This is a genomic window from Sphingomonas sp. 3-13AW, from assembly GCF_049311085.1.
Lineage (GTDB): Bacteria > Pseudomonadota > Alphaproteobacteria > Sphingomonadales > Sphingomonadaceae > Sphingomonas.
Map to the genome: position 1 here is coordinate 209328 of NZ_JASNVZ010000005.1, position 19649 is coordinate 228976.

General features: G+C 67.5%; 21 protein-coding genes and 1 pseudogene. 5 read left to right on the forward strand and 17 right to left on the reverse strand.

Going from position 1 to position 19649, the window contains the following annotated elements; translation table 11 throughout:
• The first annotated feature begins 59 nt into the window (after positions 1-59).
• Both QP045_RS08795 and QP045_RS08800 read left to right on the forward strand, forming a co-directional pair.
• Positions 60-491, forward strand: a complete 432-nt coding sequence (locus QP045_RS08795) for a response regulator (RefSeq protein ID WP_422514604.1) — start codon at positions 60-62, stop codon at positions 489-491.
• Between the two features lie 333 nt (positions 492-824).
• Positions 825-2177: an AmpG family muropeptide MFS transporter gene (locus QP045_RS08800; protein WP_422514605.1), complete on the forward strand. Its 1353-nt coding sequence runs from the start codon at positions 825-827 to the stop codon at positions 2175-2177.
• Here QP045_RS08800 and QP045_RS08805 read toward each other — a convergent pair.
• The 6 genes from QP045_RS08805 to QP045_RS08830 form a co-directional block, all read right to left on the reverse strand.
• Positions 2174-2611, reverse strand: a complete 438-nt coding sequence (locus QP045_RS08805; protein ID WP_422514606.1) for a DUF6628 family protein — start codon at positions 2609-2611, stop codon at positions 2174-2176. The two genes, QP045_RS08800 and QP045_RS08805, sit on opposite strands and share 4 nt — an antisense overlap.
• Positions 2612-2684: 73 nt before the next feature.
• Positions 2685-4013, reverse strand: coding sequence for a bifunctional folylpolyglutamate synthase/dihydrofolate synthase (locus QP045_RS08810; protein WP_422514607.1), 1329 nt, complete (start codon positions 4011-4013; stop codon positions 2685-2687).
• Between the two features lie 81 nt (positions 4014-4094).
• Positions 4095-4952, reverse strand: a complete 858-nt coding sequence (accD, locus tag QP045_RS08815; RefSeq protein WP_422514608.1) for an acetyl-CoA carboxylase, carboxyltransferase subunit beta — start codon at positions 4950-4952, stop codon at positions 4095-4097.
• Complete coding sequence (gene trpA / locus QP045_RS08820) at positions 4949-5761, reverse strand: tryptophan synthase subunit alpha (protein WP_422514609.1); 813 nt, start codon at positions 5759-5761, stop codon at positions 4949-4951. Before trpA ends, accD begins: the two co-directional genes overlap by 4 nt.
• Positions 5758-6987, reverse strand: coding sequence for a tryptophan synthase subunit beta (gene trpB, locus QP045_RS08825; protein ID WP_422514610.1), 1230 nt, complete (start codon positions 6985-6987; stop codon positions 5758-5760). Before trpB ends, trpA begins: the two co-directional genes overlap by 4 nt.
• A gap of 57 nt (positions 6988-7044) precedes the next feature.
• A complete protein-coding gene (locus QP045_RS08830; RefSeq protein WP_422514611.1) occupies positions 7045-7683 on the reverse strand; it encodes a phosphoribosylanthranilate isomerase in 639 nt (212 codons plus the stop codon).
• A gap of 144 nt (positions 7684-7827) precedes the next feature.
• On the opposite strand from QP045_RS08830, the gene QP045_RS08835 reads away from it, so the two are divergent.
• The gene (locus QP045_RS08835) at positions 7828-9039 is read left to right on the forward strand and encodes an ABC transporter permease (protein WP_422514612.1); all 1212 of its coding nucleotides are present in this window, start codon (positions 7828-7830) and stop codon (positions 9037-9039) included.
• A 4-nt stretch (positions 9040-9043) separates the two neighbouring features.
• Here the strand turns inward: QP045_RS08835 and QP045_RS08840 are convergent, their stop codons facing one another.
• From QP045_RS08840 to QP045_RS08875, 8 genes are all read right to left on the reverse strand, one after another.
• Complete coding sequence (locus QP045_RS08840) at positions 9044-9256, reverse strand: hypothetical protein (RefSeq protein ID WP_422514613.1); 213 nt, start codon at positions 9254-9256, stop codon at positions 9044-9046.
• Between the two features lie 53 nt (positions 9257-9309).
• Positions 9310-9984, reverse strand: a complete 675-nt coding sequence (gene pyrF, locus QP045_RS08845; protein WP_422514614.1) for an orotidine-5'-phosphate decarboxylase — start codon at positions 9982-9984, stop codon at positions 9310-9312.
• Positions 9981-10421, reverse strand: a complete 441-nt coding sequence (locus tag QP045_RS08850) for a LapA family protein (RefSeq protein ID WP_422514615.1) — start codon at positions 10419-10421, stop codon at positions 9981-9983. Before QP045_RS08850 ends, pyrF begins: the two co-directional genes overlap by 4 nt.
• A 74-nt stretch (positions 10422-10495) precedes the next feature.
• Positions 10496-11191: an endonuclease/exonuclease/phosphatase family protein gene (locus QP045_RS08855; RefSeq protein ID WP_422514616.1), complete on the reverse strand. Its 696-nt coding sequence runs from the start codon at positions 11189-11191 to the stop codon at positions 10496-10498.
• 91 nt (positions 11192-11282) lie between these two features.
• Positions 11283-12644 (reverse strand): HAMP domain-containing sensor histidine kinase, encoded by a 1362-nt coding sequence (locus QP045_RS08860; protein WP_422514617.1) that lies wholly within the window; start codon positions 12642-12644, stop codon positions 11283-11285.
• Positions 12641-13360, reverse strand: coding sequence for a response regulator (locus tag QP045_RS08865; protein WP_422514618.1), 720 nt, complete (start codon positions 13358-13360; stop codon positions 12641-12643). The genes QP045_RS08860 and QP045_RS08865 overlap by 4 nt, the downstream gene beginning before the upstream one ends.
• A gap of 83 nt (positions 13361-13443) precedes the next feature.
• The gene (locus tag QP045_RS08870; protein ID WP_422514619.1) at positions 13444-13998 is read right to left on the reverse strand and encodes a ca2+ sensor protein; all 555 of its coding nucleotides are present in this window, start codon (positions 13996-13998) and stop codon (positions 13444-13446) included.
• A 132-nt stretch (positions 13999-14130) separates the two neighbouring features.
• The gene (locus QP045_RS08875) at positions 14131-14826 is read right to left on the reverse strand and encodes a glutathione S-transferase N-terminal domain-containing protein (RefSeq protein ID WP_422514620.1); all 696 of its coding nucleotides are present in this window, start codon (positions 14824-14826) and stop codon (positions 14131-14133) included.
• A gap of 221 nt (positions 14827-15047) precedes the next feature.
• On the opposite strand from QP045_RS08875, the gene QP045_RS08880 reads away from it, so the two are divergent.
• Complete coding sequence (locus QP045_RS08880) at positions 15048-16049, forward strand: phosphotransferase family protein (protein ID WP_422514621.1); 1002 nt, start codon at positions 15048-15050, stop codon at positions 16047-16049.
• 28 nt (positions 16050-16077) lie between these two features.
• On the opposite strand, the gene QP045_RS08885 is transcribed toward QP045_RS08880, so the two are convergent.
• A complete protein-coding gene (locus QP045_RS08885) occupies positions 16078-16947 on the reverse strand; it encodes an acyl-CoA thioesterase (protein ID WP_422514622.1) in 870 nt (289 codons plus the stop codon).
• A gap of 114 nt (positions 16948-17061) precedes the next feature.
• On the opposite strand from QP045_RS08885, the gene QP045_RS08890 reads away from it, so the two are divergent.
• Positions 17062-18804, forward strand: a complete 1743-nt coding sequence (locus QP045_RS08890) for a class I adenylate-forming enzyme family protein (protein ID WP_422514623.1) — start codon at positions 17062-17064, stop codon at positions 18802-18804.
• A 13-nt stretch (positions 18805-18817) separates the two neighbouring features.
• Here the strand turns inward: QP045_RS08890 and QP045_RS08895 are convergent, their stop codons facing one another.
• Both QP045_RS08895 and QP045_RS08900 read right to left on the reverse strand, forming a co-directional pair.
• Positions 18818-19240: a VOC family protein gene (locus tag QP045_RS08895; protein WP_422514624.1), complete on the reverse strand. Its 423-nt coding sequence runs from the start codon at positions 19238-19240 to the stop codon at positions 18818-18820.
• Between the two features lie 77 nt (positions 19241-19317).
• Positions 19318-19649 (reverse strand): annotated as a pseudogene (locus QP045_RS08900) (hypothetical protein); the annotation flags it as partial.

Sequence of the window (19649 nt, forward strand, 5' to 3'; positions counted from 1 at the left end):
TCGGTTCGGGTGTTACTACGCTATAGGGCAGAGCCTGAGGCGAGGGAAGCGAGGGGCGGATGTTGTTTGGCAAGAAGAATAGGCGGATCCAGCGCATCCTCGTGGTCGAGGATGAGCCGTTGGTCGCGTTCGATGCCGAACACCTGCTGGCAGACTCCGGGTATGAGATCGTCGCCACCACCGACCTGGTGAGCGAAGGCCTCGCCGTCGTGAACAGCGACGTCGCGGTCGATCTCGTCCTCGTGGACGTGGCATTGAGCGACGGCAGTGGCATCGACGTGGCGCGCGCCGCCCATGGCCGCGGCGTGCCGGTGCTGTTCGTGACCGGATCCTGTCCGGAGGGCGCCCGTGAAGTCGCGGCAGGATGCCTTGCCAAACCCTATCCGCAGCGGGACCTGCTCGCCGCGATCGAGGTGCTGGAAACAATGCTCGGAGGAAAGACCCCGCGCAAGCTGCCCGGAAGCCTCAGCCTGTTTGCAAAGACGGCCTGATCGCTCCCTTTCGTGCTCTCGCAAGAACCGGGGGCATCAGCGGCGATCGCATGCGTTCGCGAAAAGATCAGCTTGTAGGGGAAGTCCCGACGTCCCGCGTGCTTGGCTTGCTGTCCGTAAGACACGCGGGACGACGGGTCACGGTCGAGGCCCTTTCGGGCGACGTCGTGAATATCCGCCTATCCTGAAACACAGATGAACACGAGCCTAATCGTACTTTGCGCCCGCTCAAACTCAAGCGAGCCTAAGCCAAGCAACTGTGCCCTTCAAAACCGCGGTGACGACGCTAGGGTGCGGATCTTTGCTGCGGGGCGGCGTTTCAAGGGATGTGAAATGGGTGAAGTCGCGAGCGGGCGCACGGGGGGCAGGCGCCGTGTGGCAGCGATGGCGCCCTATGTTCGGCCCAAACCGCTGGTGGCGTTCCTTCTGGGCATTGCGAGCGGTTTTCCGCTGACGCTGCTGCTCGGCACCATGGGTTTCTGGCTGGCCAAGGTCGGCATCGACAAGAAGACCATCGGCTTCGCGATCGGTCTGACGACACCCTATACGCTCAAGTTCCTGTGGGCGCCGCTCATCGACCGTCTGCGCCTGCCCGTGCTGACCGGTCTGTTCGGGCAGCGCCGCGCCTGGCTGTTCTTCATCCAGGCGCTGCTGTTCGTGTCCGTGTGGATGCTGGGCGCCAGCCAGCCGGAACTGCACCTGGGGATCTTCGCCTTCTGGGCGATCGTCACGGCCTTTCTCTCCGCTACGCAGGATATCGTCATCGATGCCTATCGCATCGAAATCCTGTCGGACGAGGAACTGCCCTACGGAACCGCGAACAACCAGTTCGGCTATCGCGTCGGAAACCTGATCGCCGGCGTCGGGACCATTGCCATCGCCTCGCCGGAGGGATGGGGGCTGGGCTGGGCACTCGGGTACGGGTTGACCGCCTTCTGCGTAGTCCCGGCAATGCTCGGCGCGCTCTATGCCGGGCCCGGTCGTCACGACGCCACCGTGGCGCGCGCCGCACGGCATGCGCATTGGCTTCGCGACACCGTCATCGGCCCCTTCCGCGAGTTCCTCCAGCGGCGCGGCGCCGTGCTGATCCTCTTGTTCGTGCTGATCTACAAGCTCGGTGACGCGATGGGACAAGCAATGCTCAATCCGATGATCGTGGAACTCGGCTTTTCGGACACCGAGTTCATCGCGATCAACAAGGTGGTCGGTTTCTGGGGCTTGATCGTCGGCACCGCTATCGCCGCCCCGTTCATGGCGTGGCTGGGCATGGGGCGCGCGCTGATCGTCTCCGGCATCCTGATGATGCTCAGCAACCTGACCTTCGCGATTCTGGCGATGCACGGCCACTCCGTGACGTGGCTGACGATCGCGGTTGCGACCGAACAGGTGACCAGCGGCATCGGCCTGACCGTCTTTGTGACGTATCTCTCGGGCCTGTCGAACCTCGCCTACACCGCCACCCAGTTCGCGCTGCTGTCGTCGTTTGCGGCAGTGGGTCGCACTTGGCTGGCGGCTCCGGCCGGCATCGCCGCCGACGCGCTCGGCTGGGTCGGCTTCTGGCTGCTCACCATGGTCGTCGCGCTCCCCGGCATGCTCTTGCTGGCGCTGCTGTGGCAGCGGGGCTTCGTGGTCCAGACGGTCCGACAGCCGGGCGCGGAAAAAGGCGTGGAGCCGGCCGCTACCTAGGCGAGCGGCTGCCCGCCCTCTCGAAACGCCAGCGCGAGCAGGTGGGCGGTCGCAGTCGGGCCGCCCGCATGCCGCACTCCCAGCAGGTCGGCGAGCAGCAAGGTCGCGCGCTCCGGCTGGTCCTCCACCGATGAGACGATCTCGAGCAGCGCCGCCTCTCCTGAAGTCATGCGCGGGCAGCAGCAGGGTGCGATCTGGATCGCGTTGGCCGAGGTGCTCGACAGCTCCGCCATCAGTGCACGCAGCAGCAACAGCGGTCGCCGAAAGTGGCTGCCGAACGCCGTCATGAACGCATGACCGGTGGCTGCGTCGTTCAGCCCGTGCGCGCCGGTGCGGCGAATGCCGTACAGCAGCAACAGGCGGTGGTGCTGAGGCGGCCGTTCATGCGGCAGCATCTCGGAAAGCGAGAGCAGACGAGGCTGGGCGGTGGTCATGCGAGTCTCCTGCCGCGGAATGTCGCAGCAGGGTCGCAACTCTACTAATGCAAGTCAATCTCAATAAGGCGCGCTAATCCGGCAGCTCGCCGTTGCCCTCCAGAACGGTGCCGGCGAGATAGAGGGAGCCGAGCACCAGCACCACTGCCGGCTCGCCGCTCTGTAGGCGCGCGGCCAGCGTTCGAAGCGCCGTGGGCACCTCGGGCGCTGTCGCCGTGTCGGCGATGCCCAGGCGATTCGCCGCGTCTGCCAGTTCGGCCGGGCTGTGATCGGCGTGGCCCGGCACGGGTACCGCGGTCAGGCTGGCCGTGAAGGGCGCAAAGGGTGCCAGCAGCCCCACGACGTCCTTGTTGGCGAGCATGCCGAATACCAGGTGGACGGGCCGGCCAAGCGCCGCCCGCTCGATAGTGTCGGCGATGGCATCGGCGGCGGCCGGATTATGGCCCCCGTCCAGCCAGAGCTCGGTGCCTGCCGGCAACAGCCTCAGAAGGGGGCCGTCGCCCAGCTGCTGCATCCGGGCCGGCCAGCGGGCATCGCGTGCGGCTGCGGCATAGGCAGCATCCGGAACAGGCAGCACGTCCTGGTGACGCAGCGTCGCGATGGCGAGCGCCAGGTTGGTGGGTTGGTGCGGGCCGGCCAGCGCCGGGAGCGGCGTGGAGATCCCGCCCCGTGCATCGGAATAGTGCAGCAGGCCGCCTTCGACCGTGAAAGACCAATCGTGCCCGCACGGAAACAAGGGCGCGCCTACAGCCTCCGCTACCGCGGAAACGGCATCGGCGACTGTCGGGGAATAGGCCATGGTCACCAGCGGCACGCCCGGCTTGGCGATACCGGCCTTCTCCCGCGCAATCGCCTCCGCCGTGTCGCCAAGGAACGCCTGGTGATCGATGCCCAGCTGCGCGATGGCCGTGGCGGCGGGAGCGGGGATGACGTTGGTGGCGTCGAGCCGTCCGCCAAGGCCCACCTCGATGATGCACGCGTCGGCAGGGGTCCGGGCGAAGGCAAGGAAGGCGACGGCGGTGGTCACCTCAAAGAAGCTCGCGCCGATGTCGGCACCTGCGTCCAGCACTTCGGCGAGCAGGGCGGCCAAATCGGAGTCGCTAATCAGGCGCCCCGCCACGCGAATGCGCTCGTTGAAGCGCACCAGGTGCGGGCTCGTGTAAACATGTGCGGTCTTGCCCGCTGCCTCCAGCGCCGCGCGCAGGAAGGCACAGGTCGAACCCTTGCCGTTGGTGCCCGCGACATGGATCACCGGCGGCAGCCGCAGCTGCGGGTCTCCGACCCGCGCCAGCAGCCGCGTGATCCGGTCGAGCCCCAGCACATCGGCCCCGGGCCCGAGCGCCATCAGGCGGTCGAGCTGCAGCTGTACGGCGGGGTCGGCGGAGGTGGCATGGTCGGGCATGGCAGCGCCCTTAGCGCCGTGTGCCCGTGCCGTCGCGGGCGAAGTGGCACCGGCCCCGCGAAGGCGCCGGTGCCGGGCAGCTCACGCCGCCTGCTTGTTGCCTGCGCAAAGGAAGTCGATCAGCTCGGCCAGCGTGTTGCGCAGTTCCTTGCGATGGGTGACCATGTCGATAAGCCCGTGGTCGCGGTAATATTCGGACGTCTGGAAATCGTCCGGCAGCTTCTCGCGGATCGTGCTCTCGATCACGCGGCGGCCGGTGAAGGCGAGTGTCGCGCGCGGCTCGGCGATCTGGACGTCGCCCAGCATCGCATAGGCTGCCATCACGCCGCCCGAGGTCGGGTCGGTCAGCACGACGATGTACGGCAGGCCCGCATCGTGCAGCATCTCGATCGCCACGGTGGTGCGCGGCATCTGCATCAGGCTCAGGATGCCCTCCTGCATGCGCGCGCCGCCGGAGGCGGTGAAGACGATGAACGGGCAGTTCTGCTCGATCGCCTTCTCGACACCGGCGATGAACGCCTCGCCGACGGCCTGGCCCATCGAGCCACCCATGAAGCCGAAATTCTGCACGCCCACGACGGCCTTGTGACCGTCGATAGTGCCGAGCGCGTTGATCCACGCATCACTGTCGCCGGTGCTGGCGCGAGCGGCCTTCAGCCGGTCGGCATAGCGCTTGGAATCGCGGAACTTGAGCGGGTCCTCGGGCACAGTCGGGCTCGGCAACACCTCGCAGCTGTCCTCGTCGAACAGATAGGCGAACCGCTCCTTCGGGCCGATGCGCTCGTGATGGTCGCACATCGGGCAGACATACTGGTTCTCCTCCAATTCCTTGGTGAAGACCATCTGACCGCAACCCTTGCACTTGTGCCACAGATTATCGGGCACCTGGCGCGGGGCGACGAAGGGGAGCGCGTTGCGAACGCGGGTAATCCAGCTCATGCAAGTTCCTTCCGGGCGCTCGCCAGCGCGGCGGCGAGCGACTGAACATAGGTGCGGACAGGCTCGGCGGCATCCGTGCCGCCAACGCCGACGATCTCGACGATCGCCGATCCCACCACCACGCCATCGGCAACGCGGCCGATTGCGGCCGCCTGTTCGGGCGTACGAACACCAAAGCCTACCGCGATCGGCAGCTCGGTCGATTGCTTCAGCCGCGTCACTGCCTCTTCGATCGAGGTCTGGGCCGCCTGCTGCTTGCCGGTGATGCCGGCAACGGAGACATAATAGAGGAAGCCATCCGCGCCATCCAGGACCGTGGGGAGGCGAGCCACATCGGTGGTCGGCGTCGCAAGACGGATCGGGGCGACCCCATGCGCGCGCAAGGCGACGCCGAGGCTGTCGTCTTCCTCGGGCGGAATGTCGACGCAGATGACCCCGTCGACCCCTGCTTCCGCTGCGGCTTCAGCAAACCATTCGGCACCGCGGCGGACCATCGGGTTGGCATAGCCCATCAGCACCAGCGGCACGCCCGGGTGCCGCGCGCGGAAGTCGCCCGCGATCGTCAGGATGTCGGCGGTCCGCGTACCCGCTTCCAGGCTGCGGATATTCGCCAGCTGGATCGCCGGACCGTCCGCCATCGGATCGGTGAAGGGCATGCCCAGCTCGATCACGTCGGCACCACCCGCGACCAGCGCATCCAGGATCGCCGGCGTCGCCTGTGGGGTCGGGTCACCGGCGGTGACGAAGGTCACCAGCGCAGCGCGACCCTCGTCGCGGCACCGCGCGAAAGTATCGGAGATCCGGCTCAAATCCCCACTCCCAGCGCCTCTGCGACGGTGAAGATGTCCTTGTCGCCGCGTCCGCACAGATTGGCGAGGATGATCTGGTCTTCGCGCATTTCCCGTGCCTTGCGCGACACCGCTGCGATTGCGTGCGAAGGTTCGAGCGCGGGGATGATGCCCTCCGTCCGGCACAGCAGCTGGAAGGCATCGAGCGCTTCCACGTCCGTCACCGCCTCATATTGCACGCGCCCGATCTCGTGCAGCCAGCTATGCTCCGGGCCGATGCCGGGATAGTCGAGCCCGGCGGAAATCGAGTGTGCCTCGGCGATCTGGCCGTCCTCGTCCTGCAGCAGGTAGGTCTTGTTGCCATGCAGGATGCCCGGCGCGCCGCCCGCAAGGCTGGCGGCATGCTGTTTGTTCAGGCCGTGGCCCGCCGCCTCGATGCCCAGCATCGCGACTTCGGCGTCGTCGAGAAACGGGTGGAACAGCCCGATCGCGTTGGAGCCGCCGCCGATCGCTGCCACCAGCAGGTCGGGCAGGCGGTTGATGCGCGACAGCATCTGCGCACGCGCCTCGCGCCCGATCACCGACTGGAAGTCGCGAACGAGCTCCGGATAGGGGTGGGGGCCGGCGGCGGTGCCGATGATGTAGAAGGTGTCGTGGACGTTCGCGACCCAGTCGCGAAGCGCCTCGTTCATCGCGTCCTTCAGCGTTGCCGCGCCGCTTGCGACCGGACGCACTTCCGCGCCAAGCAGCTTCATGCGGAACACGTTGGGCTGCTGCCGTTCGGCGTCCTTGGCGCCCATGAAGATGGTGCAGGGCAGGCCGAAGCGCGCGCACACGGTCGCGGTCGCGACGCCATGCTGGCCTGCGCCGGTTTCCGCGATGATGCGGGTCTTGCCCATCCGCATCGCTAGCAGGATCTGGCCGATGCAATTGTTGATCTTGTGCGCGCCCGTGTGGTTGAGCTCGTCGCGCTTGAACCAGACCTGTGCGCCCATGCCGGGCTCCGCGTTCTCCCGCAGCGTCTCTGTGAGCCGTTCGGCATAGTAGAGCGGGCTCGGCCGCCCGACATAATGCTCGAGCAGGTCGTCGAACTGGGCCTGGAATGCCGGATCCGCCTTGGCCGCGCGATATTCGCGCTCCAGATCCAGGATCAGCGGCATCAGCGTTTCGGCGACATACCGCCCGCCGAACTGGCCGAAATGGCCGCGTTCGTCGGGTTGGGCGCGGTAGGTGTTGGGCGCGTTCATGGCGCAGGCTTTAGCAGGGGCAGGAATGCCCTCAACCCCTTTGTGATCTGCGCAGCGTCAGCCGCGCGCCACTGCCGACAGGAAGGCGGCGATCTTGTCCCTGTCCTTCACCCCCGGCTCGCTTTCGACGCCCGAGGAAACATCGACCAGGCGCGCGCCCGTCCGCGCGATCGCCTCGCTGACATTCGCCGGGTCCAGCCCGCCCGACAGGGCCCAGGGAAGCGGGTGGGCAAAGCCTTCCAGCAGCGTCCAGTCGAACCGCAGCCCCATGCCGCCCGGCAGCGCCGCACCCTCCGGCGTCTTGGCATCATAGAGGATCTGGTCTGCGGCACCGGCATATTGTCCTGCCGCCATGAGGTCCGTGCGCGTCTTCACCGCCACGGCGGCCCAGGTTTCTCGACGGTGCCGGCTGCGGATTGCTGCCACCCGCTCGGGCGCTGTCTTGTGAAGCTGGATCGAGTCGAGTCGCCCGGCCGATATAGCGGCGTCGAGCAGCGCGTCGTCGGGATCCACGAACACGCCGACGCGCTGTACATGTCCGGGCACCCGTGCTGCCAGCCCGGCCGCTAGTTCCAACCCGACGTTCCGGGGCGAGGGGGCGAAGAAGACGAAGCCGACATGGCTCGCCCCGCTCGCGACGGCGGCGTCCAGCGTGGCAGGGGTGGAGAGGCCGCAGATCTTGGCGCTAGGAGACATGGCCGCGCGATAGACTGGCACGCTAGACGGCGCGAGGGAAAAGGCAGTGCCGGGTCCCCATCTTGGCGGCGAGATCGATCGCGGGCATTCTCTCGCGATGGTTCTGCTCGACTCGCAAGCCGCCATTTTCACCAGCACCCGTTGATGACGGGGACGTCTCTCGTCCTCGCGTTTCGCTCCCTTCGCCGCCATAAATTGCGATCCTTCCTGACCACGATCGGTATCGTGATTGGCGTTGCTGCGGTCGTGACGATGGTGACGCTTGGCAAGTCGGGATCTGCGGCGGTGCAGCTGCAGATATCCAACCTCGGCACCAACGTGCTGCATGTCCATCCGGGTGCCGGCTTCGGCCGCGGCGGCGGCGGACAACGACCTCCCGACTTCCGCCCTCAGGATATCCTTGCCATCGAACGCCAGGTCGCGGGCGTCACGGCGGTCGCCGGACAGGCGCAGGCGAGAGCCACCGTCATTCGTGGTGGCAACAACTGGTCGACCAGCATCTTCGGCATGAACCACGCCTATTTCGCGGTGCAGCCCTGGCCGTTCGAGGACGGCCGCATGTTCACCCCTGCCGAGGAAGAGGGCGGGAAAGCGGTGTGCATCATCGGCAACACCGTGCGGACCAAGCTGTTCGGGGACGAAAGCCCGGTGGGACAGCGCTTCCGCACCGGCAGCTTTTCCTGCGAGGTCGTCGGCCTGCTCATCAGCAAGGGCCAGGCGGGTTTTGGAGGCGGTGATCAGGATGATTTCGTCATCATGCCGCCCAAGACGGTCGGCCGGCGGTTCCGCGGCGACGCGAATTTCCAGGCCATGCTGGTCGGGGTCGATCCCGCCTTCGATAGGGACCGCGTCTCCGCATCACTTAGCGGCCTTCTGCGCGAGCGGCGGAACCTGGTGCCGGGTCAGGACGACAACTTCAACATCCTCGATCCCAAGCAGATATCGGACGCGCTGGCGGGCACGACCACGCTCCTGACCGCCATCGTGACGGCGGTGGCGGCCATCAGCCTGGGAGTGGGCGGCATCGGCATCATGAACATCATGCTGGTGTCGGTGGCGGAGCGGACGCGCGAAATCGGCATCCGGCTCGCCATCGGGGCCCTGGCGGAGGAGGTGCAGATGCAGTTCCTGGTGGAGGCCGTCGTGCTTTCCTGCGTCGGTGGCCTGGTCGGCCTGGTCCTGGCTCAGATCGCGGTGGCGGTAATCGCGCCGTTCATGACGCTTGGATGGACCTTCGAGCCCATGATCAACCTGACCGCCTTTGCCGTTTCGGCCGCGATCGGCGTCATATTCGGCTATTTCCCCGCACGCCGGGCGGCTGCGCTCAACCCGATCGACGCCCTGCGTCACGAATAGCGGATCAGCGCTGCCCCGGACGCTCCCGGCGCGCCTTCGCCGGTTCTTGCTTGGCCGTCTTGTCGGCCGGGCGGCAGATCCGCTTCACCGGCTGGCACGCGATGCCGATGTTGGAACATTGCTGCCGCCCGGCAACGACGGTGCAGGCACGGCATTGCTGCTGCACCTCCGTGCAGTTCTGCGGGCTCCCGAGAAGCGCCAGGACGACGAGCAACATGGGGGCAGTGTGCGCGCCGCCCCCATGCAGAGTCAATCGTGCGTGGGCAGCGCCTAGAGCGTCCCGCCGATCGCGCGTGCCGCCTCGTCGGGGTCCTCGGCCTGGGTGATCGGACGCCCGATCACCAGGATCGAGGCGCCGCCATCGAGCGCCGCACGCGGGGTGACGACCCGCTTCTGGTCGCCGACCTTGCCCTGCGCAGGCCGCACGCCCGGGACGACGAAGAAGCCGTCGCGCCAGGCTGCGCGGGCAGCGCGAACTTCCTCGCCCGAACAGACGATTCCGTCGACCCCCGCTGACTTGGCGAGCTCGGTCAGCCGCACGACCTGCTCATGGGGGTCGGGTGACAGCCCGATCGAGCGCAGGTCGTCGCTGTCCAGGCTGGTCAGCATCGTCACCGCCACCACCTTGGTGCCGGATGGTGCGGCGGCCTTGGCGTCTTCCAGCATCGCTCGCCCGCCGGCCGCGTGCACCGTCAGGATCGCCGGATTGAGCGGGCCCAGCGCCTGGATCGCCTTGGCGACCGTGTTGGGAATGTCGTGGAACTTCAGGTCCAGGAAGATCGGCAGGCCGATCTCCGCCATCTCGCGGACGCCGTGCCGGCCGTTGGCCATGAAGAATTCCAGGCCCAGCTTGATGCCGCCGACGTGGCGATGCACGCGCTTTGCCAGCGCCTTGGCGCGTTCCAGTTCCGGGGTATCAAGCGCGACGTAGATCGGAGAAGTCATGCACGGTCCTGGGAGAGCGAGGTCGGCAGGACGGGGTGCTCGCCCAGCGCATTGTCGGTCGGGGAAGTGCCCCCGGTCTGGATGGGCGTCTCAACCGGCACCGGCGCGGCCGGTGCCGGGGCCACCGGCGCTGCGGGCGCTAGCGGCAGATCGCCGGGTGCGAGCTTGGCAGGGGCTGCCGCCTGCGCCGCACGCAGATCGGCGAGCGCACGCTCGGTCGCGGCGATCCGCTGGCGCATCCGCCAGCGCACGGTGACGAGCGAGAGATAAGCCGGCAGGAAGCCGGCCAGGAAGGTGATGACGAGCAGCAGCGGCAGGTTCACGTCCGCCACCACGCTGCCCCACAGCCGTACTGGCACCATCGTCATGTTGTTGAGGCTGAAGGCCACCACGACCCCGACGAGCAGCGCCCAGAACAGGGTTTTCAGGAATTGCATGGCCAAGCCCCTATGGTTTGCGGTCGCCGCTTGCTTAGGCGGGGTGGGCCGCGCGGGCAAGGGAGAGGCAAAGTTCAGGCTCGGTCGAGGATCGCCCAGATCGGCAGGTGATCGGATGCGGTGCGCGCGGCCGCGCTCGCGTGAACGCCGGCATCCACGATCTTGAGCTCGGGCGAGACCATGATCCGGTCCAGCCGCCCCACCGGCCGGCGCGCGTGGAAACTGGGGCCGGTAGCGGCGAAACTATGGTGTCTTGCGAAGTCGCGAAGACAGCCAGAGGCGGCGCTCCATTCGTTGAGGTCGCCCATCAGCACCGTCGGCATCCGGTGGGCGGCGCTCTCGCAATGGCTCAGGACCGCGGCCGCCTGCTTGCGTCGCCAAAGGCCGGAAAGGTCCAGATGCATGCCGACCACGCGCAACAGCAGTCCGCCAGTCCGGACGTCGGCGGATACTGCGCCGCGCGGTTCCAATGCGGGCAGTTCCACACGCTCGCAGTCGATCACCTGCGCGGACTTCCGCACCAGCAGGGCGTTGCCGTGCCAGCCCATGCTCCGCGCACGGGCCGCGACCGGCACTGCCCGCCAGTCGGTATGCTCTTCCAGCATGTGCTCGGGAATGACGCCCATGCGCTGGCCAAGTCGGCGGTCGCACTCTTGTAGCGCGATCACATCGGCGTCGATCTCGTTCAGCACTTCCAGCGTGCGCTCCGGCCGCCGGCGGCGGTCGGTGCCGATGGCTTTTCGCATGTTGTAGCTTGCGACCTTGATCATCCAGCGGCGCCTGTCACGGAAAGGATGTGCGAAGAAGTACGCAGCAGCGGCGCTGGTTCCGCAAGCGAAAGGATAGCCACCGCGGCGTGCCTCACCCCCGCGGCAGGGTGATGGTCGCGAGCAGCCCGCCGTCTTGGCGATTGGCGAGCGCGATCTCACCGCCCGCGTCCCGCACGATTGCCTGTGCGAGCGCCAGCCCCAGTCCGATGCCGCCCGTCTCCCGATTGCGGGAGGTCTCAAGGCGGGTGAAGGGCTGGAACACCAATGCGATCTGCTCGTGCGGGATACCGGGGCCGCGATCGGCGACTTCGATGCGGATATGCGCCGCATCCGCAACCAGCCGTACCTCCGCCCCCCCGGCATATTTGATCGCGTTCTCGATCAGGTTACGGATCGCGCGCCGCATCAGCGTCGGGCGGATGCGGATGCGCTGGCGTTCCGATTCCTCGAAGGTGACGTCTGCGCCCAGGTCGCGGAAGTCCTCGACCACCGCGTCGACCAGGGCCGCAAGATCGACCTGTGTCTCCGCCTCGCTGGGACGTCCCAGACGCGCGAGGGACAGGATGTCCTCCAGCGTGCGGTTCATCTCGTCGATGGTCTCGGCCATCTTCGCCCGATCGGAATCGTCCTCGACCGACTCGATCCGGACCCGCAGCGCTGCGAGTGGCGTGCGCAGGTCATGGCCGATGGCGCCCAGCATCCGGTCCTTTTCCTCGAGCATGCCGCTGACGCGGATGCTCATCCCGTTGAACGCCGCGATCACCGCCTGCACGTCGCCGGGCCCGGATTCCTCGACGGTATTGGCCGCCGATCCTGGGCGATAGTCGTGCGCGGCTTGCGCCAGCGCGCGCAGCGGCTTGGAAATGCGACGCCCGATCCACAGCACCGGCAGCAGCACGAAGCCGTAAAGGATCAACGTCTGCGCAATCAGTTGCCAGATGAGTGGCTGGTTGGTGTTGGGCCACGGCGTCTCCAGCACCAGCCACCCCTGGGCCGGGATCTCCGCGGCCACCGTCAGGATCGCCCCGAACCGACGCAAACGCTCGGCATGGACTCTGTCCATCCGGGCGAGGGCGGGATTGTCGGGGTCGATCGGCCGGATCGCAGTCTGTATCTGCCCGACCTGCAAGCCGGCATCGGCAAAAGCGGCGCGGACGGCGTTCTCGAACTCGTCGTCGCCGATCGTCGAGAGGGCCGGAGGGGCGTACGGCATCAGTCGCACCGAGCGAAGACGCTCGCGTGCGCGCTGGTGCGCTGTTGCCGGTCGCCCGCTGCGCAGCCGTTCGGCGGCGTCCACCATGCGGGTAACCGCGGGAACCGTCACCTGCGCAAAGCGGACGGCGCGCCGCTCCCGCAGCAGCAGGCCGAAGTTGATCGCCTGCGCCACGAACAGCGCGATCGCGACCAGCAGTGCGATCTGCCCCGACAGGCTGCGCGGCCACAGCCTACTCAAAGCCGCGTTACCTCGCTGGCCAGCGTGTAGCCGCCGCCCCACACGGTCTTGATGATCTCGGGATTCTTGGCGTCGGTCTCGATCTTCTTGCGCAGGCGGCTGATCTGATTGTCGATGGCGCGGTCGAACGCTGCCGCTTCGCGTCCCTGGGTCAGGTCCAGCAACTGGTCGCGGGTGAGCACCTGGCGCGGCCGCGTCACCAGGGCGTGGAGCAGATTGTACTCGCCCGTCGACAAGGGCACGGAAACGCCTTCGCGATCGACGAGGCTGCGTTCGCCGCTCTTGAGCACCCAGCCGGCAAAGGCGAACGAACCGCTTTCCGGGGCATGCTGGCGCACGCCGCCCGATGCCATCCGCCGCAGCACGACCTTGATCCGTGCGGCGAGTTCCCGCGGGGAAAACGGCTTCACGACATAGTCGTCGGCGCCCATCTCAAGCCCGACGATGCGGTCGGTCTCTTCGGCGCGGGCGGTCAGGAGAATGACGGGGGTCTCGCTGGTCTCGCGGATGTGCCGGCACAGCGACAGGCCGTCCTCGCCCGGCATCATGATGTCGAGCACGACCAGGTCGATCGCATAGGCGGCCAGGCGCGCGCGAGCGCCCTCGGCGTCGCCCGCCTGGGTCACGCGGAAGCCCTGTTTGGTGAGATACTGGGAGAGCGGCTCGCGGATCGACCGTTCGTCGTCGACCAGCAGCAGATGGGGAATGTCGGCCATGGCGGGGACCTATCACACTCCCGCGTCATGACGACAACTGCGGGAGAATGCCGGGCGGGGGGACGCCCGCCCGGCAGGGAGAGTTATTTGGCGCTGGTGCCCGTCGGGGCTGCCGACTGGGCGTGGCGCGCGCCGCGTGCCTTCATCCGCTCGCGCATGGCGCTCTGCTCGGCAGCGTCGATGCGACCGTCGCGGTTGGCGTCCATCCGCTCAAAGCGCGCCGCCGCGGCTGCGCGGAACTCCTCGCGGCTGATCACACCATCCTTGTTGGTGTCGACGCGCTCAAGCATTCGGCCACCCTTACCACCGCGGTGGTGCATGCGCTTGCCGGCAGTCGCCCTTCCATCCGTCGCGGTGGGCGCCGTTGGTGCTGCGCGCTCGGCGCCGCCGCGGCCGCGATGATGCGGACGGCGCATCTCGCTCGCCTCGAGCTTGCCGTCCTTGTTCTGGTCCATGCGGTTGAACTGGCGGTCGGCCGCGGCAAGCGCTTCGGCGCGGGTGATCACGCCGTCCTTGTCGGCGTCCATCATCGCCATCGGATTGGCGCGGCGGGGCGCTGCGGAATCCTGGGGTGCAGCGTACGCAGCCCCGGCCAACATGGAGGCGCCGAGCGCCGCCGCAATTACAAACTTCTTCATGCGAAAGCCTCTGTTTTTCCTGCCGGGGCATCATGCCTCGGCGACTGTTGCCCTTATGGCTCCGCCCTGTCGCATCGGTGTGTCGAACGACCGAAAAAGTGTCGCAAATTGTCTCGGCGGCGCTGCTCCTGATCAGGGGCGTGCGGGGGACTGGCCGAACAGGTGGCGACGCGCCTCCTCACTCATCTCGCCGGCGGCCGGGTTCACCGTTTCCGCCAGCGCATAGGCGCGCTGGGTCGCCGGACGATTGCGGATCGCCTCGAACCAGCGCTCGACGTTTGGGAAATCGGCCAGGTTCTGGCCCTGCGCCTCATGCGGCACGATCCACGGATAGGCGGCCATGTCGGCGATCGAATAGTCGCCGGCGATGAACTCGCGGCCGTCCAGCCGTCGATCAAGGACGCCGTACAAGCGGCTGGTTTCCTTGACATAGCGGTCGATCGCGTAGGGGATTTTCTCGGGTGCGTAGCGGTTGAAATGGTGGTTCTGGCCCAGCATCGGCCCAAGCCCGCCCATCTGCCACATCAGCCACTGCGTCTGCTCGACCCGCGTACGCACGTCCGGCCCGAGGAAGCGGCCGGTCTTCTCCGCCAGGTACAGCAGGATCGCGCCGGATTCGAAGACGCTGATCGACTCGCCGCCGCCGGCCGGCTCGTCATCGATGATCGCGGGCATACGATTGTTGGGCGCGATCTTCAGGAAGTCCGGGTCGAACTGCTCTCCCTTGCCGATGTTCACCGGATGAATGGTGTAGGGCACTTCCGCTTCCTCCAGGAACAGCGTGACCTTGTGACCGTTCGGGGTAGGCCAATAGTGGAGATGAATCATCGGCAGGGGCTCCTTGGTGTCGTTGTCGGAAATGGGCAGGGCTAGGACGCGGTACAACCCGGACGTTGCTCAGGCGGAACGACCTGTCTCTGCGTGCGTATGAATCTCGGTGGGCGCGGCAGAACGACTGCGTCCATGATTGGGGAGAGTGCAATGGCCTATGGTACGCCACCCGCGCCCGGAATTCGTCCGGGCTGCGGCGACGTTGACGGGCGCTCGGCATGAGCAACCAGGACACGTCCCAGTTGCTGGGGACGCGCCCGGCCGACGATCTTGACGGCGTGGCGCTGGAACGCTGGTTGCGGGACACGGTCGAGGGTTTTGAAGGACCGCTCGCCTATGTTCGGTTCGCCGGGGGGCGACGCAACCCGACCTACCGCCTCGACACCCCCGAACGCGGCTATGTGCTTCGCCGCCGGCCGGCACATCCCGGCGGCGAGGAGCGCCATCCGCTGGACCGCGAGTACCGCCTGCTCCAGGCACTGCGACCGACCGGCTACCCCGTTCCCCGAACGCTGGCGCTCTGCAGCGACCCTGAGGTGATCGGCAGCCCCTTTTACGTGATGGAACTGGCGGAAGGCCGCACGCTCTGGGACGAGACGATCCCGGGCATGACGGCGGCGCATCGGCGCGAGCACTTCAATGCCTGGATCGATGCCCTTGCGGCGCTTCATGCGATCGACCCTGCACCCTTGGCGCTGGACGCCGCCGGATACACCGAGTGCGATCTCGACTGGAAGGTCGCAGACTGGATCGGCAGGCACGCCGCGACCGTAACCCCGACGCTTGCGCGGCTCGCGGCCTGGCTGCCGCAGGCGCTGCCTGAGCCCACCCCGGCCGCAATCGTCCACGGCGACTTCCGCCTCCAGAACCTGATGTTCGCGCGGGAAGGCGCCGCGGTGGAAGTGGTGCTCGACTGGGACAAGGCGGGGTTGGGAGATCCCCGCATCGATCTCGCCTATGTTCTCGCGCGCTGGGTGAGCGGAACGGAAGCGCATCCGTCGTTGGACGAGATCGCCGACGCCGAGAACGGCATCCCGACTTCGGACGAAGTGGTTGACCGCTATTGCCGGGCGAGCGGTCGGGAGGCGGGCACTGCGCTCGACTGGCACCTTGCCTATACGCTGTTCCGCCTGGCTGTCGTCAGCCATCCGGAGGACCCGGCCCATTCGGCGGCTCTGGCCGAAAACGCATGGCAGTTTGCGGAACGGGCGGGCGCCTAGGGCCCATACCCGTTCCGCCACTGGCCGCTCAGCTTCGCTTTCGGATCAGCCCCTCCTGCGCGGTGCTGGCGATGAGCCGGCCGTCACGGGTAAAGATCCGGCCGCGCGTGAACCCGCGGCCGTTGCCGGCCCAGGGGCTGTCCGTCGAGTAGAGCAGCCAGTCGTCGAAGCGGAACGGCTCGTGCAGCCACAACGCGTGGTCGAGGCTTGCGGTCTGCATCCGCGGATCGCCCAGCCGCACGGAGTGCGGCATCATCGACGTGCCAAGCAGCAGCATGTCGCTGGCATAGGCGAGGACGGCGCGGTGAAGTGCCGGGTCGTCGGGCAGGGGAGCCACCGTCCGGAACCAGCTGTTCTGCACCGGCGGCCGCGGCTCGGATCGCAGCCAATCGCCCGGCGCCACCGGACGCATCTCGATGGGTCGCGGCTGGGCAAGAAAGCGGCGGACCGGGTCGGGTAGCGCGTCCGCCAACTCCTTTTGCACCTCGGACTCCGATCCCAGCGCCTCGGGCGGCGGCACGTCCGGCATCACGTCCTGATGGTGCAGCCCTTCCTCCTGATGCTGGAACGAGGCCGCGAGCACCAGGATCGGCTGCCCACCCTGCAGCGCCATGACCCTGCGCGTGGCAAAACTGCGGCCGTCGAAATCACGCGTCACCCGGAAGATGATCGGACGCTCGGCATCGCCCGCACGCATGAAATACGCATGCAGCGAATGCGCCACCTTGTCCTCGATCGACCGCTGTGCCGCCTGAAGCGCCTGGCCGATGACCTGGCCGCCGAACACGCGCCCACGACCGTCGGGCAGCCGAGCGCCGCGATAGAGGTCGGTGTCGAGTTCCTCCAGGTCGAGCAGCGAGGTCAGGGTTTCGACCAGCAGTTCGGGGGTGTGCGTCATGGAAATAGCCGTTCCTTCAATCCGATCGCCTTAATAGGCACGTGCTTTACGTATTCGGCAAGCATTTATGCAGCTGCCTTGACGGAGAGACGTGCGGCGGCTTGAACCCGCGCTGTGTCCAAGGAGCAACCGATCGAACCGCAGCCGGGCGCCGGCTGGCCGGCCTGTACCCTGGCCGAGGCCACGACGCGGCTGACCGCACCCGGTGCGCGGTTCGAGATGGAGACGGTGGCGATCGGCGGTGTGCCCACGCGGACGTGGAAGCACGCACCCCGCAGCCTGGCCGCGCTGGCCCAGGCATCCCGCGCGCATGGCGACCGGCTGTTCCTGATCCACGGGGAAGACCGCGTCACCTATGAGGCGAGCTATCGGGCGGTCGCGACGCTTGCCGCCGCGCTTAATGCGCGCGGTATCACCCAGGGGGACCGGGTCGCGATCGCGATGCGCAACCGCCCGCAATGGTCGATCGCCCTGATGGCGATCGCCAGCCTCGGCGCCATCGCGGTACCCCTCAACGCCTGGTGGACCGGCGGTGAGCTTGCGTTCGCGCTCGCCGATACCGAGGCCCGGCTGCTGATCGCGGATGCCCGCCGCCACGAACGCCTGCTCGCCCGCTATGCCGAGCTGCCCGCGCTGGAGACTATCCTGGTGTCCGGCTGGCACGATCCGCTGCCGCACCATGCCGAGCCGCTGGAGGCGCTGATCGGGAGCCCCGACCGATGGATACACCTCCCCGAGGTGCCGTTCCCGGACGTTGACGTCCTGCCGGACGATCCCGTCACCATCTTCTACACCAGCGGCACCACCGGTGGTCCCAAGGGCGCGGTCGGCACCCACCGCAACCTGATGAGCAACATCCTCTCCTCGGCTTTTGTTTCCGCCCGTACGCTGCTGCGGCGGGGCGTGGCGCTCCCCGAACGGTCGCCGCCGCAGACGGTGCTGCTGCCCATCCCGCTCTTCCACGTGACCGCCTGCAGCGCCTTTCTGATGATCGCGATCGCGACCGGAGGGGCGATCGTGCTGATGCGGAAATGGAACCCCGCCGCCGCCATGTCTCTCATCGAGCGGGAGCGGATCGAGGCCATCGGAGGCGTTCCCGCCATCGCGTGGCAACTACTCGAGCACCCGGACCGCGATGCGCACGACCTCTCCTCGCTGGTCCGCATCGCGTATGGCGGCGCCCCGGCCGCCCCGGAGCTTGCCCGGCGTATCCACGCGGAGTTCGGCGCCATGCCGAGCAACGGCTGGGGCATGACCGAGACGATGGCGACGGTCGCGAGCAACGCCGCCGAGGAGTATCTCGCCCGTCCCACCAGCTGCGGGCCACCCGTCGCCACGGCCGATCTCAAGCTTCTCTCACCGGACACGGGCGAGCCCTTGCCCAAGGGAGAAGTGGGCGAACTCTGGGCGCGAGGGCCGATGGTGGCGCAGGGTTACTGGAACCGGCCGGAGGAGACGGCTGCCAGCTTCGTCGACGGCTGGGTTCGCACCGGCGACCTTGCCCGGATCGATGCAGACGGCTTTTGCCACATCGTCGACCGGCTGAAGGACGTGGTGATCCGCGGCGGCGAGAACATCTACGCGGTCGAGGTAGAGGACGTGCTCTATGCGCACCCCGCCGTTACCGATTGCGCGCTGATCGGGATCCCGCACCGCGCACTTGGGGAAGAGCCCGCTGCCGTTGTCCACCTGGCCCCCGGCACCCGCGCCGACGAGGCCGAGTTGCAAGCCTGGGTTCGCCACCGCCTCGCAGCCTTCAAGGTGCCTGTGGCGATTCGGTTCGTGGAGTCGACCCTGCCCCGAAACGCGAACGGCAAGATCCTGAAGCGGGATCTGCGGGCGATGTTCGCGGCATAGCCGACGCCGCCGCTCAGCCGGCCCTGGGATCGTAGCTGCCGAACGTCCAGGCATTCGCCTCCGGATCGCGCGCGCTGTAGCTGCGTCCGCCATAGGTCAGGTCTTCCGGGGCCATGAAGATCTGGGCGCCGGCGGCGGCGGCGGTCGCGGCATGGCCGTCGACATCCTCAACCACCAGGTAGAGCGACTGGGTGATGCCACCGGCATCATATGGCGTTCGCAGCGCCGCCGCCCGCGCGAACGGTGTCTCCATCACCGAGGACAGCATGATCATTTCGCCGTTCCACACCAGCTCGGCGTGGGCCACGCGCGTCGGGTCCTTTGGGTCGCTGTACACCGCGTGCCGGGTGAAGCCGAAGGCGGAACACAGAAATTCGATGGCCCCGGGGGCATCAGCGTAGCGCAGCACGGGAATGATCGCAGGACGAACCGTCATGGCCTGTCTCCTCGTCCCGGCGCGGATTCTCTCCGGCCGGGACGCTGATCCTACGCGCTTCGCAGTCGGGACTAAAGCTAGGCGAGCGTCTCGTCGTCGCGATACTTGATCTGGAGGTAGCGGTTGCGCGTCGCCAGACTGTCGAGATCGCCCTGAGCCAGTTGACGGCTCATGTCGGCGATCTCCTCGTCGATCACCTTCAGCCCCTCGATCAGCTGGTCGTCCGGGGTGCGGCCGTTGCGCTCCACCCGTCGCAGCGTCTCGGGCACGCGCTGATAACCGCGCACCAGCTCGGGGAGCTGCTCGCCCACCAGCTTGCGCACCTCGGCAGCGGCAGGCTCGCGCTCGTCGAGCGCGCCCAACTGCTGGCTGAGTGCATCGAGCCGGACACCGATCGAGTCGGTCAGCG

What these genes read in the sequence shown, in the direction of transcription:
- QP045_RS08795 (WP_422514604.1), top strand. Translation starts at nt 60, where the DNA reads ATGTTGTTTGGCAAGAAGAATAGGCGGATCCAGCGCATCCTCGTGGTC.
- QP045_RS08800 (WP_422514605.1), top strand. Translation starts at nt 825, where the DNA reads ATGGGTGAAGTCGCGAGCGGGCGCACGGGGGGCAGGCGCCGTGTGGCA.
- QP045_RS08805 (WP_422514606.1), bottom strand. Translation starts at nt 2,611, where the DNA reads ATGACCACCGCCCAGCCTCGTCTGCTCTCGCTTTCCGAGATGCTGCCG.
- QP045_RS08810 (WP_422514607.1), bottom strand. Translation starts at nt 4,013, where the DNA reads ATGCCCGACCATGCCACCTCCGCCGACCCCGCCGTACAGCTGCAGCTC.
- accD (WP_422514608.1), bottom strand. Translation starts at nt 4,952, where the DNA reads ATGAGCTGGATTACCCGCGTTCGCAACGCGCTCCCCTTCGTCGCCCCG.
- trpB (WP_422514610.1), bottom strand. Translation starts at nt 6,987, where the DNA reads ATGAACGCGCCCAACACCTACCGCGCCCAACCCGACGAACGCGGCCAT.
- QP045_RS08830 (WP_422514611.1), bottom strand. Translation starts at nt 7,683, where the DNA reads ATGTCTCCTAGCGCCAAGATCTGCGGCCTCTCCACCCCTGCCACGCTG.
- QP045_RS08835 (WP_422514612.1), top strand. Translation starts at nt 7,828, where the DNA reads ATGACGGGGACGTCTCTCGTCCTCGCGTTTCGCTCCCTTCGCCGCCAT.
- QP045_RS08840 (WP_422514613.1), bottom strand. Translation starts at nt 9,256, where the DNA reads ATGTTGCTCGTCGTCCTGGCGCTTCTCGGGAGCCCGCAGAACTGCACG.
- pyrF (WP_422514614.1), bottom strand. Translation starts at nt 9,984, where the DNA reads ATGACTTCTCCGATCTACGTCGCGCTTGATACCCCGGAACTGGAACGC.
- QP045_RS08850 (WP_422514615.1), bottom strand. Translation starts at nt 10,421, where the DNA reads ATGCAATTCCTGAAAACCCTGTTCTGGGCGCTGCTCGTCGGGGTCGTG.
- QP045_RS08855 (WP_422514616.1), bottom strand. Translation starts at nt 11,191, where the DNA reads ATGATCAAGGTCGCAAGCTACAACATGCGAAAAGCCATCGGCACCGAC.
- QP045_RS08865 (WP_422514618.1), bottom strand. Translation starts at nt 13,360, where the DNA reads ATGGCCGACATTCCCCATCTGCTGCTGGTCGACGACGAACGGTCGATC.
- QP045_RS08870 (WP_422514619.1), bottom strand. Translation starts at nt 13,998, where the DNA reads ATGAAGAAGTTTGTAATTGCGGCGGCGCTCGGCGCCTCCATGTTGGCC.
- QP045_RS08875 (WP_422514620.1), bottom strand. Translation starts at nt 14,826, where the DNA reads ATGATTCATCTCCACTATTGGCCTACCCCGAACGGTCACAAGGTCACG.
- QP045_RS08880 (WP_422514621.1), top strand. Translation starts at nt 15,048, where the DNA reads ATGAGCAACCAGGACACGTCCCAGTTGCTGGGGACGCGCCCGGCCGAC.
- QP045_RS08885 (WP_422514622.1), bottom strand. Translation starts at nt 16,947, where the DNA reads ATGACGCACACCCCCGAACTGCTGGTCGAAACCCTGACCTCGCTGCTC.
- QP045_RS08895 (WP_422514624.1), bottom strand. Translation starts at nt 19,240, where the DNA reads ATGACGGTTCGTCCTGCGATCATTCCCGTGCTGCGCTACGCTGATGCC.